Below are 11,887 nucleotides of genomic sequence, written 5' to 3'. Positions count from 1 at the left end.
GGCCCGGAAGGTCACTCAGGGCCCGACAAGGTTGACCCGGCCTGCGCGTCGGCCAGATCAAGCACATGCATCCCCGGCGCGGCTGGATCGTGTTTGGCCAGCCTCGGATGATCGAGGCTTTGCACCACATCCGCCTCTCCGGCCGCCCAATGCAGACGCATCATCGCCCGGGAAAAGTCGTAATCGCGGGCGTTCGTCTCGTATGGTTTGGCGCGATAGATCAGATGGATCAGCGTCAGCGGCGCGCGCGCCTGCGGTTTGAGCAACCGTGCCACGGCAGGGTCGCGAACAAGTTCGTCCGGCAATTCCCCTGCATGCCGGTGCAGCGCCGATGCCAGTGCATGTTCCAGCTGCATACGCTCGGTCACCGCTCGGGTGCGGCTGGAAAAGCGAATGTCCTTCTCGCGCGCCTCGACCATCCAGACCGACCGCGGCACCGGCCCTTTTGCCGAAAAAAGGTCGATCTGCCAGACGACAAGCGGTCGGGAATCGGGGCGCGCCTCTATCAGACGCGACAAGGGCGTATTCATCACAAGGCCGCCATCCCAGTAATACTGGCCGTCGATCTCGACCGGGGGAAATCCCGGCGGCAGCGCGCCCGAGGCCATCACGTGTTCCGGGCCGATGGTCTGCTCGACGCTATCGAACCAGACGAAATTGCCCGTTCCAGCATTGACGGCACCGACCACCAGCCGCAGCGGACCGCGGTTCAGCAGATCGAAATCGACCAGTTCGCACAACGTCCGCCGCAGCGGTGTCGCATCATAGAACCCGGCGTGAGCGGGCTGACCGGTCGTGTCCAGGGCGGCAGGTGGCCAGCGCGGCGTGAAGAAACCGGGCACTCCGGCCGACAGGGCCATCATTGCCCCGATCTGCGGCCATAAGGGCCATGGATCTGCGGCGCTGACCCGATGCCAGAAGGTTTCCAGCGCCCGAGCCCGCGAACCCGGCGGGTTTCCGGCGATCAACGCAGCATTGATTGCGCCGATGGAAATGCCTGCAACCTGATCGGGAAGGATGCCATTCTGTTGCAAACGGCAGACCGCACCAGCCTGATAGGCGCCCAGCGCCCCACCCCCCTGCAGGACAAAAGCCGTTCGATGTGTGCGCACGCCCGTCATGTCGCGCCAGCCCGCAGCGCCAGTCGATCGCATTGCAATGTCCATTCGGTGCTTACGGCAAGCCTTTTGGGGCGCAGGGTCCGGCCGATCCGACAAGCCGGCTTCAGCGCCCCACTCTGCACGACCTTCAGCGGCATGACCGCTGCCCCGCATCGGCGGCCAGAGCAAGCTCTATGCCCGGGGACGGCAAGGCATGACCGATTTTTGCACATAGACATCGTGAATGCTCCGTCCGTTACCGGCAATCTGGGTTGGCCACATTGCCGCGCCTTGCCGAACAGATTGCAAATCTGCAATCACACGGTGCCACCTGCGGGAAAGGCAGTGCGGATCCGGAAAGGGGCGCGACACGGTCACACGGCGCTGATGCGTGACCGGAAGCTGTGAACGCGCAGAACTTCGTCGGCGGCACATCGGCGAACACCACCGCTATCCCCCGCCAGCGACCGGGAACACCACGGCCATCTGTCGCCCGGCATGAAATCCTGCTATCAGCAGACAGCCGCTCCAGTCCGACCGCGACCATGCCCCATCCCCGTTTCGTCGTCTTTCTGCTGATCCTGGCCGCAGCCACTGGCATTGCCGCGCTGCGCCTGCCCCTGACACAGGCGGCAATTCTTGGGTTCGACCTTGCGGCCGTGACATTCATCCTGATCTCTGCCCCGTTATGGGCAATCGATCATCCGGAAGGGGCCCGGGCGCGCGCTGCGCGCGACGATGGGGGGCGGCTTTTACTGATCGTGACCGCCGCGGCGGTGCTGGTGGTCATCCTGCTGGCCCTGGCCCGCATGATCGAGGGCCGCGACCACTTGCGCGCCGCCGATTTCGCCATCGTCGCGGGCACGCTGGTGCTGGCCTGGCTGTTTTCCAACCTGGTTCTGGCCTATCACTACACGCATCTGTTCTATGACCAGATCGACCAGGACGATGCCGGCGGGATCATCTTTCCCGAGGCAGGCAAGCCCGTCTTTGCGGATTTCGTCTATTTCGCCTTTGTCATCGGCATGACCTGCCAGACGGCAGATCTTGACATCTCGTCACGCCGCATTCGCCGCGTGGTCACGCTGCACGGGCTTTTCGCGTTCTTTTTCAACCTGGGCGTCCTGGCGCTGACCATAAACGTTCTCTCGGGCGTCCTGTGACACCCGAGAGCCGGCGTATGCTTCGGCGGCGAGGTCAGGCCGGCTGCGCCGCACGCTCGCCCAGCGTCACCACGATGCTCGTGGGTTTGCCGGCGCGCAGCAGATCAAGGTCGACCTTGCTGTCGGGACGGGCACCGGCCACGATCCGCGTCAGGTCGCGGGGCCCCTGGACCGGGGTGCCGTTCACCGCAGTCACCACGTCGCCGCGCTTGAGCCCCGCCTTGGCGGCCGGAGTATCGGCACTGACATCGGCTATCAGCGCGCCTGTGGCCTTTTCCATGCCGATGGCCGCGGCAATGTCCTCGGTCACTGGTTGGATCGAGACCCCCAGCCAGCCCCGCTCAACCTTGCCGTCATCTGCCAGATCCGCAATCACCTGTCTTGCGGTCTCTGCCGGCACGGCAAAACCGATGCCGATCGATCCGCCACTGGGCGAAAAGATCGCGGTATTGATGCCCATCACCTTTCCCTGGGAATCGAACAGCGGGCCACCGGAATTGCCCTGATTGATCGCTGCATCGGTCTGGATGTAATTGTCGAACGGACCCGAATTGATGTCGCGCCCCAGCGCCGAAACGATCCCGGCGGTCACCGTATTGCCCAGACCGAAGGGATTGCCGATCGCGACCACATCCTGCCCCACCTGCAGGCTTGTGCTGTCGCCCCATTCCACGAACGGCAGGTCATGACCCGCCGAGACGCGCACCAGCGCCAGATCGGTGGCAGGATCGGTGCCCACCACCTTGCCTTCCATGCTGGTGCCATCTGCCAGCTTGACAGTCACCTTGTCGGCACCCTCGACCACATGGTTGTTCGTCACGATGTCACCCTGGGCCGAGATGATGAAGCCGGTCCCCACGCCGGTCTGCTGCAGTTGCCCGCGGGGCGCGTCGAAGGGCTGGTCAGGCAAGGGCATGCCGAAGCGGCGGGCAAATTCCTGAAACTCGGGCGGAAGGTCGGCCGGTTTCATCGCCGCCGGCTCAGCGGTCTTGGTCACCTCGATATAGACAACGGCCGGAGATACCCGGCTGACAAGCTGCGCATACCCCCCGGGCTGCACCGAATAGGCCTGGGCAGAGGTGATTGGCGGCGCCAGTGTGCCAAGGGCGGCGGCGGTCATTGTGACGCCAAGAACGACTGCCGGCCAACGGCGGGGTCTGAACTGGTTCTTCATTCGCTTCTCCTGATTCGGGCGCTGGCGTATCGGTGCCAGGCCTGCAATGCCGCCAAGATCGGGGCGATTTCTTGCAGTCAGACCACGTGCAGATTGCAGATGCGCAAACTTTCTCACAGCCTGCTCACAGGCGATGACGGCTCAGAGATTGCGGATTTGTAAGCTTGCAGTCAGCAGCCTGTCGTGTGACCCCCTTATCCGAAGGCACAGGTTGCAACCGCTCGCACCCTGGCGATGATCGGATATTGTCCGCATCCGGCGCAACGGGTCCGAAATCGCATCGCCCAGGGCCATGCCCCAACAGGACCGCTTTGATGAAGCTGCTGATTATCGAGGACGACCGCACCACCGCCGATTACATCGTCAATGGGCTCAGGCAGGAAGGTCATGTCGTCGATCATCTGGCCGACGGCCGCGAGGCGCTGGCCCAGGCGATGGCGGGTGGCTATGACGTGATGGTCGTGGATCGGATGCTGCCCGGGCTTGACGGTCTGTCGTTGCTGAAGGCGCTGCGCGCGGCCAAGATCAGCACACCTGCCATCTTTTTGACCGCTGTCGGCGGGGTGGACGACCGGATCGAGGGCTTGCAGGCGGGGGGCGACGACTACCTGGTCAAGCCCTTTGCCTTCGGTGAACTGTCCGCGCGCATCCAGGCGCTGGCGCGTCGGCCGCAGGCCGCCCAGCAGGAAACCGTGCTGACCGCGGGCGATCTGACAATGGACCTTATCCGGCGCAAAGTCACCCGCGCGGGGGTCGAGATCGACCTGCTGCCGCGCGAATTCGCGCTGCTGGAACATCTGTTGCGCCGCAAGGGCCGGGTGCAGACCCGCACCATGCTGCTGGAGGCGGTCTGGGACATCAGCTTCGATCCCCAGACCAATGTCGTCGAAACCCATATCAGCCGCCTGCGGTCCAAGATCGACAAGCCTTTCGAGCGCGAATTGCTGAAAACCGTGCGCGGTGCCGGATACAGGATCGAGGGCTGATCTGTTGACCACGCCGCCTGCGCCCGCCACCCGCCGCCCTGCGCTTGACCATCCCTGGCGATTGTTGCGATCGACCCCGGTGCGGCTGGCGCTGGGATTGGTGGCGCTGTTTTCCATGGTCAGCATGGTGACATTGGGCGTGGCCTTTGCTCAAATCCGCAGCAACCTGACCAGCCAGATCGCCGCCAGCCTCGACCAGCATGTCGCCGGCTTTCGTGTCACCTCGGACGCGCGGACCCTGGCGGCACTGGTCGCGGCCGAGGCTGCGGCGGCCGATCCCCAGGATCGGATATTCGTGTTCATAGCACCCGGTGCCGCGACGGTCGGCAACGCCAGGGCTCAGATCATCGGCACCGAGGTTCGGCTGTCGCGACCAGAGGGCGGCCGTGAACTGGGCGTGGACGGCTATGAAACCCGCGTGGTGCCCATGGCAGGCGGCTTGCTGGTCATTGGCGAAAGCCTGGCCCCCCTTAAGGATCTTGAGGAAACACTGGTTGATCTGGTCGCCTTCAGTCTGGCACCGACGGTGCTGCTGTCGCTGGCGGCAGGTGTCTGGCTGGCGGCGGCCTCTGCCCGCAGGGTCGGACGCATCGAAACCGCGCTGGAACGCATGGCCTCGGGCGATCTGACCGCGCGGGTGCGCGACCGCGACCGCGGCGACGATCTGTCCCGTATCGGCGCAGGCATAGACCGCATGGCCGCCGCGCAAGAGGCCGCGACCGCCGCCTTGCGGCAGGTTTCGGCCGATATCGCGCATGATCTGAAAACGCCCGTGCAGCGCATGGCGGTGCTGCTGGCCGACCTGCGCGACCGCTTGCCCGAGCAGGGCGTCGAAGCGGACCTGGCCGCCCGCGCCGCAGACGAGGCAGATCGTGCGGTTGCGGTCTTTCAATCCTTGCTGCAGATCGCGCAGATCGAGGGCGGCAGCCCCAAGGCACGCTTTGCCCCAGTCGACCTGGCAGAAGTCGCCCGCACCTTCGCCGAAATCTATGAGCCTGCGGCCGAAGATAGCGGGCATCGCCTGCATCTGGCGCCTGTGCCGACAGCCGCATTGACGGTCAATGGCGATCGCACACTGATCGGGCAAGCGCTGGCAAATCTGATCGAAAACGCGCTGCGTCACTGCCCGCCCGGCGCGACGATCACGCTGTCGCTGTCGCGCCATTCGGGCAGGGTCGACCTGGTCGTTGCCGACAATGGCCCCGGAATTCCCGCAGACGAGCACCAAAGGGTGCTGCGCCGGCTTTATCGGCTGGAACGTTCGCGCACGACGCCCGGCCATGGTCTTGGCCTGGCGATGGTCGCCGCCATTGCCGAGGCACATGGCGCCGATCTGACGCTTTCCGACAATGCCCCTGGCTTGCGCGCCACGCTATCCTTCCCCGAAACGGTCGCCTGACCCTGTTGCCCCCGGAACCTCTCGATGGCCCGAATTCTTCGCCCGAAACGCCTGTTTGTCCTTGTTCTTGTCACGGTTCTGTCGCTGGCGGGCTATCTGGCCTGGCGGCAATCGACCGGTAACTTCGCCACCGTCGTCGAAGGCGAGGTCTATCGCTCGAACCAGCCAACCCCGGATCGGCTGGCGGCATATGTGCGCGATCACGGCATCCGCGCGGTGCTGAACCTGCGCGGCGAAAACCCGGGGGCGGACTGGTATCAGGCCGAACGCAGGGCCGCACGCGATTTGGGTCTGACGCTGATCGATTTCCCGCTTTCGGCCAGCCGCGAACTGAGCCGCGACCAGGCCGAGGCGTTGCTGGCGGCAATGCAGCAGGCCCCGAAGCCGCTGCTGATCCATTGCATGTCGGGTGCCGATCGCACCGGGCTGGCATCGGTCATCTATCAGGCCATGGTGGCGCGGATCGACGAGGAAACCGCCGAAGGCCAGCTGTCGCTGCGTTTTGGCCATTTCTCGGTGCCGTTGCTGTCGGCGGCCTGGCCCATGGATACCAGTTGGGAACAGATGGAAGCCTGGTGGGGGATCGAGGACGGCAGGCCCCTCGCCGCCCTGTTTTCAAAGGCCGGCTGACAGCCCGCCGACGCCGACCGAGCCTAGCGCAGATCGTATTGACTGCCCGACCACACCAGCGTCGCCGGCCCGCCCATCAGGTCGGGCCTCCAGACCGCCAGATCGCGCCAGCCGCCGGTCCGGCTGTCCAGCACCTCTACCGCATCCATGCCCTGACTGAACAGCAGCTGACGCATGCCGCCCTGACCATCGGATTGAAGCACGAAGGTGCAGTTGAAATTCCCGCACAGGAACAGGCTGTAGATATGACCAACCACCTCGGCAGCCCCGTCGCCGTCCAGATCGACGGACCAGCCCTGAACCTGCGTCAACGAGCCGACCTTCTGCGCCTCGGCCAGATCGGCGGCAAAGGCGGCTTCGGCGACTGCGGTGGCCTGTGGATCCTCGGCTTGCTGCTGCAAGGGGGCGGCCAGGGCCGGTGCTGTCAGGGCGCACAGGCAACAGATCAGGGCAAGGCGTATCATGGCGGCCTCCGTCAGGACCAGTGTGAGACATAGCCACCCTGCCCCAGCCCGGCCCCACGGACAAGCGTCACGCGCGCAGCGCCCTATGCTTCGGGTTCGATCCTGGCAATCGGGGCGCCATAACCCAGTGTCGCCCCGGCATCGGCGAGGCGGTGCAGACGACCGGCGCGGTGCGCCTCGATTCGGGTTTCCATCTTCATCGCCTCGATGACGGCGATGACCTGCCCGGGTTCGACGCGATCGCCGTCATCGACCTGCCAGGCGGTCAGCGTGCCCGGAACCGGCGCGGTCAGCAGGGCATCGTCGCCCTCCCCCGTGCCATCTGTGCCGAAGGATACTTCGCCCCCACCGCCGGCGGTCGCCGCCGCCAGCATGCCGGCGGGCAACCCCAGCTGGTGACGCTTGCCGTCGATTTCGATGGCGATCTGCAACAACGGCGCAACGGTCGCGGGTGTCACCCGATCATGGGGCGCAACCGCCGCAGCCAGCCGTTCGGCAAAATCGGTCTCGATCCAGCGGGTATGGACGCCGAAGTCGCCGTCCTCGGCGCGAAACTCGGGCGCGTCCAGCACTGCCCGATGGAACGGCAGCACCGAGGCGACACCTTCGATGCGGAATTCGGCCAGGGCGCGACGGGCGCGGGCGATGGCCTCGGCCCGGGTGGCCCCGGTCACGATCAGCTTGGCCATCATCGAATCGAAGCTGCCTGGAATGACCGACCCCGAAACGACACCGCTGTCCAACCGGACGCCCGGCCCCGTAGGCGGTTCGAAAGACGAAACCGGCCCCGGCGTGGGCAGGAAACCGCGCCCGACATCCTCGGCATTGATGCGGAACTCGATCGCGTGACCGCGCGGGGCGGGCACGCCGTCGTCGGCCAGCCGCGCGCCGCGTGCCACGGCGATCATGCCGCGCACCAGGTCGATGCCGGTGTTTTCCTCGGTCACCGGATGTTCGACCTGAAGGCGCGTGTTCACCTCGAGAAACGAAATCGTGCCATTGGCGGAAAGCAGGTATTCGACCGTGCCCGCCCCGCTGTAGCCGGCATGGGCACAGATGGCGCGGGCGCTTTCGTGGATGCGCTGGCGCTGTTCGTCGGTCAGGAAGGGCGCCGGCGCTTCCTCGACCAGCTTCTGGTTGCGACGTTGCAATGAACAATCGCGCGTGCCGATCACCTTGACGGTGCCGTGGCGGTCGGCCAGCACCTGGGCCTCTATATGGCGGGGTCGGTCAAGGAACTGTTCGATGAAACATTCGCCGCGACCGAATGCGGTCAGTGCCTCGCGCGTGGCGGATTCGAAGAGCTCTTCGACCTCGTCCAGACGCCAGGCAACCTTCATGCCGCGACCACCGCCGCCAAAGGCGGCCTTGATGGCGATGGGCAGGCCGTGTTCGCGGGCGAATGCCAGCGCCTCGGCCGCGCCGGAGACCGGGCCGGGGGTGCCCGCGACCAAAGGCGCACCGACCGCCTCGGCGATGCGCCGCGCCTCGATCTTGTCGCCAAGGGCGGTGATGACCGCGGGATCGGGACCGATCCAGATCAGGCCTGCATCCTGGACCGCCTGCGCGAAAGCCGCGTTCTCGGACAGGAAACCATAACCTGGGTGAATGGCATCCGCGCCCGCGCGTCGCGCGATGGCGATGATGCGATCGGCGTCAAGATAGGTGTCGGCCGGCCGATCGCCGCCCAGCGCATAGGCCTGGTCGGCCATGCGCACGAAAGGCGCGTCGCGGTCGGAATCGGCATAGACCGCCACCGTTTCGATGCCTTCGTCGCGGCAAGCGCGAATGATACGGACAGCGATCTCGCCGCGATTGGCGATCAGCAGGCGGTTCAACACAAGCGTGGGTTCAGAGGCAAAAAGGGTCATGGCTGGACCTTGATCTCTTGAAAGGGGGCGTCGGCGGTAAAGCGGATGCGGGCCCCGGGCGGGATCTGCCCGGCCAGGTCCAAGGCGCGCGGGGACAATGTCGCGATCACCGGATAACCGCCGGTCAGGGGGTGATCGGCCAGAAACAGCACCGGCTGGCCCGAATGTGGGATCTGGATTGCGCCGGTTTCCGTGCCTTCGGAAGGCAGTTCGCGCGTATCCTCGCGCGTGATCGGTTCACCCTGCAGGCGGATGCCCACGCGCGAGGACTGGGCCGTCACCAGCCATTCCTGCGCGAGTAAATGCGCGATCATCTGCGGACTGAACCAGTCTGCGCGGGGCCCCAGGGTGACGGGCAGTTCCACGACGTCACCGGAGCGGGGCAGCGCAGGTTCCTCGACCGGCTCGGCGACGGCCAGTGCCGGATGGTTCGCAAGGTGCAGGGTGGCGCCATCGGTCAGCGCCGCAGGGCCGACATGCGCCAGCGTATCGGTGGCGGCCGATCCCAGCACGGCGCCGACGGCATAGCCGCCACGGATCGCCAGATAGCTGCGCATCCCCGCCTGGGGTGGCGCGATGAACAGTTCATCGCCGGCATCCAGTGCGAATGTGGTGGGCATCTGTTGGCCCGCAACACGTGCCCGGCCAGCGCCGGTCAGGGCCAGCGTGACCGGGGCATCGGCGCGCAGGCGCACCGGACCCAGGGTGATTTCCAGCACCGGCGCATCCGCGCGGTTGCCCACCGCACGATTCGCCCGACGCATCGCCGCCGTATCAAGCGCCCCGGAAACGGAAACACCCTGACCGCCCTGCCCCGGACGGCCTTCGTCCTGAAACAGGATGGGGAAAGCCGTTTGCAGCACTGTCAGCGCCGGATCGCCCTGCGAGCGGGGGATCGCAGCGGCCGGGCGCACCGTGGCGCGTCCTTCGACAAATCGCGCCCGGATGCCCGGGCGCAGCAGCGCCGGCGGGTCGCGTGACAGATCCCACATCGGAACGCGCGTGGTTCCGATCAGCTGCCAGCCTCCGGGCGTGTCTTGTGGATATATCCCGCAGAACCGCGCCGCCAGAGCCACCGATCCGGCCGGGATCCTTGTCCGGGGCGAGGAACGGCGCGGCAGATCGAAACGTGGATCGTCGCAGGTCATGTAGGCAAATCCGGGGGCAAAGCCACAAAATGCCACGCTCCATGTCGCGGACTGATGGGCGTCGATCACCTCGGTGACTGACATCCCCATATGGGCAGCAACATCGGCCAGATCGGCTCCGTCATAGACCATCGGTATCTCGATGGTCTCGATTTCCCGGACCATGCGTGGCCGGGTGGCCATGGACTGGCGTGCCGCGATCTCGGCGGCCAGGCGGCCGTCGGCCGGGACTCCGATTGCCGTGCGGATCAACAGGGTGCGCGCCGCCGGAATGATTTCGACCACACCCTCGACCGGATCGGCGCGCAGCGCATCGAACATGGCCAGTGTCGCGTCCAGATCGTCCAGTTCGACCAGAAGGCTGCGCGGACCAGCAGGAAGGAAACGCATGGTCATAGCTGCCACCGGCTGTCGGGAACATCGGTTATGAACATGTGCCCGGGCGCATGGGTGATGGCAAAGGGCGGACGCGAGGCCATCAGTGCCGCCTGCGGCGTCACCCCGCATGCCCAGAACACCGGCAGCTCGCCAGGGCGAAGTTCAACCGGATCACCGAAATCCGGCCGCCCCAGATCGGCTATGCCCAGGGCTTCCGGTGCGCCGACATGGACGGGCGCCCCATGGACTGCCGGAAACCGCCCCGAGATCATCGCCGCCTCGGCCACACGATCTGCGGGAATGGGCCGCATCGACACGACCATCGGACCGTGCAGGCGACCGGCCGATCGACAGGGCCGGTTCGTGACATACATGGGCACGTTGCACCCCTGATCGATGTGACGGATGCCGATACCCGCCGCTTGCAGCGGGGTCTCGAAGGTAAAGGAGCATCCGATCAGAAACGCCACAAGATCCGGCACCTCGGCCCAGGCCTGCGTGGCATCCGCAACCTCGTCGACCAGTATCCCGTCCCGCCAGATGCGATAAAGCGGTATGTCGCGGCGCAGGTCCGCGTCGGGGGCCAGCTCCGTGCGTGGGTTGCCGGGGTCAGTCACGTCCAGCACAGGGCAAGGCCGCGGATTGCGCTGCGCAAACAGCAGAAAGTCCCAGGCCCAGTCGCGCGGCAATGCGATCAGGTTGCATTGGGTAAACCCGGGCGCCATCCCGGCCGTCGGCGTGACATGGTTGCGACATTCGGCGCGGGCGTCGCGGGCGATTTTCAGGTCTGGGCGCATCACTGTCCCCGTGCAAAGGCTGAAATGCCGACGCCGCCCGCGACCAGCACCTCGCGGATCCGACGCGCCATCCCGACCGCGCCGGGGCTGTCGCCATGCACGCAGATGCTGTCGGCCCGCAGGTGCAACCGGGTGCCGTCGATGGCATCGATCACGCCATCGCTGGCCAGGCGCAGCATCCGCGCCGCGACCGCATCGGGATCGTGCAGCACCGCGCCCCTTTCGCGACGGGACACAAGCTGGCCGTCAGGCGCATAGGCGCGGTCGGCAAATGCCTCGGCAACGGTGTCAAGACCCGCATCGGCCGCGCGGGACAGGATGGGGCTTCCCGCCAACCCCATCAGGGCCAGCGCAGGATCGATTTCGCGGATCGCCGCGATCACCGCATCAGCCTGGCGGGGATCATGGGCAATCGTGTTGTAAAGCGCGCCATGCGGCTTGACATAGCTGACGCGGGTGCCCGCCGCCCGGGCGATGCCCTGCAATGCCCCGATCTGATAGATGACATCGGCGGTCAGCTCTGCGGGGCTTACATCCATCGGGCGGCGCCCGAAGCCCACACGATCAGGATAGGACACATGCGCCCCGATCGCCACGCTGCGGGCGGCCGCCTGCACCACCGTCTGGCGGATCGTCAGCGGATCGCCTGCATGAAAGCCACAGGCGATATTGGCCGAACTGACGATCTCCAGCATGGCCGCATCATCGCCCATGCGCCACGCGCCATAGCCCTCGCCCAGATCGCTGTTAAGATCGATGGTGCCGGTCATCACAAGC

General features: G+C 66.0%; 11 protein-coding genes. 4 read left to right on the top strand and 7 right to left on the bottom strand.

The window, feature by feature from the left end; translation table 11 throughout:
* Nucleotides 1-11: 11 nt before the first annotated feature.
* Entirely contained in the window at nucleotides 12-1,154 is a 1,143-nt protein-coding gene (locus GB880_RS10935) for a patatin-like phospholipase family protein (RefSeq protein ID WP_229774301.1), read from the bottom strand.
* Between the two features lie 491 nt (nucleotides 1,155-1,645).
* Here GB880_RS10935 and GB880_RS10930 point away from each other — a divergent pair, with 491 nt between their 5' ends.
* Complete coding sequence (locus GB880_RS10930) at nucleotides 1,646-2,263, top strand: DUF1345 domain-containing protein (protein WP_154491659.1); 618 nt, start codon at nucleotides 1,646-1,648, stop codon at nucleotides 2,261-2,263.
* Nucleotides 2,264-2,297: 34 nt separating this feature from the next.
* On the opposite strand, the gene GB880_RS10925 is transcribed toward GB880_RS10930, so the two are convergent.
* Nucleotides 2,298-3,437: a Do family serine endopeptidase gene (locus GB880_RS10925; RefSeq protein ID WP_154491662.1), complete on the bottom strand. Its 1,140-nt coding sequence runs from the start codon at nucleotides 3,435-3,437 to the stop codon at nucleotides 2,298-2,300.
* A 314-nt stretch (nucleotides 3,438-3,751) separates the two neighbouring features.
* Between GB880_RS10925 and GB880_RS10920 the strand changes: the two genes are divergently transcribed.
* Genes GB880_RS10920 through GB880_RS10910 form a run of 3 tightly spaced genes read left to right on the top strand, consistent with a single transcriptional unit; the run spans nucleotide 3,752 to nucleotide 6,452 of the window.
* Nucleotides 3,752-4,423 (top strand): response regulator, encoded by a 672-nt coding sequence (locus GB880_RS10920; RefSeq protein WP_154491665.1) that lies wholly within the window; start codon nucleotides 3,752-3,754, stop codon nucleotides 4,421-4,423.
* Between the two features lie 4 nt (nucleotides 4,424-4,427).
* Nucleotides 4,428-5,822, top strand: a complete 1,395-nt coding sequence (locus tag GB880_RS10915) for a sensor histidine kinase (RefSeq protein ID WP_229774302.1) — start codon at nucleotides 4,428-4,430, stop codon at nucleotides 5,820-5,822.
* Between the two features lie 24 nt (nucleotides 5,823-5,846).
* Complete coding sequence (locus tag GB880_RS10910; protein ID WP_154491668.1) at nucleotides 5,847-6,452, top strand: dual specificity protein phosphatase family protein; 606 nt, start codon at nucleotides 5,847-5,849, stop codon at nucleotides 6,450-6,452.
* Nucleotides 6,453-6,475: 23 nt separating this feature from the next.
* On the opposite strand, the gene GB880_RS10905 is transcribed toward GB880_RS10910, so the two are convergent.
* The 5 genes from GB880_RS10905 to GB880_RS10885 all read right to left on the bottom strand — a co-directional run bounded on the left by GB880_RS10905 (nucleotide 6,476) and on the right by GB880_RS10885 (nucleotide 11,880).
* On the bottom strand, nucleotides 6,476-6,916 hold the full coding sequence (locus GB880_RS10905; protein ID WP_154491671.1) for a hypothetical protein: 441 nt from the start codon (nucleotides 6,914-6,916) through the stop codon (nucleotides 6,476-6,478).
* 83 nt (nucleotides 6,917-6,999) lie between these two features.
* The gene (locus GB880_RS10900) at nucleotides 7,000-8,787 is read right to left on the bottom strand and encodes an acetyl/propionyl/methylcrotonyl-CoA carboxylase subunit alpha (protein WP_229774303.1); all 1,788 of its coding nucleotides are present in this window, start codon (nucleotides 8,785-8,787) and stop codon (nucleotides 7,000-7,002) included.
* Nucleotides 8,784-10,331 carry an urea amidolyase family protein gene (locus tag GB880_RS10895; RefSeq protein ID WP_229774304.1) on the bottom strand — a complete coding sequence of 516 codons (1,548 nt, stop codon included), beginning with the start codon at nucleotides 10,329-10,331 and terminating at the stop codon, nucleotides 8,784-8,786. Before GB880_RS10895 ends, GB880_RS10900 begins: the two co-directional genes overlap by 4 nt.
* On the bottom strand, nucleotides 10,328-11,110 hold the full coding sequence (locus GB880_RS10890; RefSeq protein WP_154491674.1) for a putative hydro-lyase: 783 nt from the start codon (nucleotides 11,108-11,110) through the stop codon (nucleotides 10,328-10,330). Before GB880_RS10890 ends, GB880_RS10895 begins: the two co-directional genes overlap by 4 nt.
* Nucleotides 11,110-11,880, bottom strand: a complete 771-nt coding sequence (locus tag GB880_RS10885) for a LamB/YcsF family protein (RefSeq protein WP_154491677.1) — start codon at nucleotides 11,878-11,880, stop codon at nucleotides 11,110-11,112. Before GB880_RS10885 ends, GB880_RS10890 begins: the two co-directional genes overlap by 1 nt.
* Between the last annotated feature and the right edge of the window lie 7 nt (nucleotides 11,881-11,887).

Source organism: Paracoccus sp. SMMA_5_TC (genome assembly GCF_009696685.2).
Taxonomy (GTDB): domain Bacteria; phylum Pseudomonadota; class Alphaproteobacteria; order Rhodobacterales; family Rhodobacteraceae; genus Paracoccus.
This window is presented reverse-complemented; position numbering and strand designations above follow the sequence as displayed.

Excerpts from the sequence above, each read along its gene's own strand:
- GB880_RS10905 (WP_154491671.1), bottom strand. The coding sequence starts at position 6,916 with ATGATACGCCTTGCCCTGATCTGTTGCCTGTGCGCCCTGACAGCACCG.
- GB880_RS10885 (WP_154491677.1), bottom strand. The coding sequence starts at position 11,880 with ATGACCGGCACCATCGATCTTAACAGCGATCTGGGCGAGGGCTATGGC.
- GB880_RS10930 (WP_154491659.1), top strand. The coding sequence starts at position 1,646 with ATGCCCCATCCCCGTTTCGTCGTCTTTCTGCTGATCCTGGCCGCAGCC.
- GB880_RS10910 (WP_154491668.1), top strand. The coding sequence starts at position 5,847 with ATGGCCCGAATTCTTCGCCCGAAACGCCTGTTTGTCCTTGTTCTTGTC.
- GB880_RS10890 (WP_154491674.1), bottom strand. The coding sequence starts at position 11,110 with ATGCGCCCAGACCTGAAAATCGCCCGCGACGCCCGCGCCGAATGTCGC.
- GB880_RS10900 (WP_229774303.1), bottom strand. The coding sequence starts at position 8,787 with ATGACCCTTTTTGCCTCTGAACCCACGCTTGTGTTGAACCGCCTGCTG.
- GB880_RS10920 (WP_154491665.1), top strand. The coding sequence starts at position 3,752 with ATGAAGCTGCTGATTATCGAGGACGACCGCACCACCGCCGATTACATC.
- GB880_RS10935 (WP_229774301.1), bottom strand. The coding sequence starts at position 1,154 with ATGCGATCGACTGGCGCTGCGGGCTGGCGCGACATGACGGGCGTGCGC.
- GB880_RS10925 (WP_154491662.1), bottom strand. The coding sequence starts at position 3,437 with ATGAAGAACCAGTTCAGACCCCGCCGTTGGCCGGCAGTCGTTCTTGGC.
- GB880_RS10895 (WP_229774304.1), bottom strand. The coding sequence starts at position 10,331 with ATGACCATGCGTTTCCTTCCTGCTGGTCCGCGCAGCCTTCTGGTCGAA.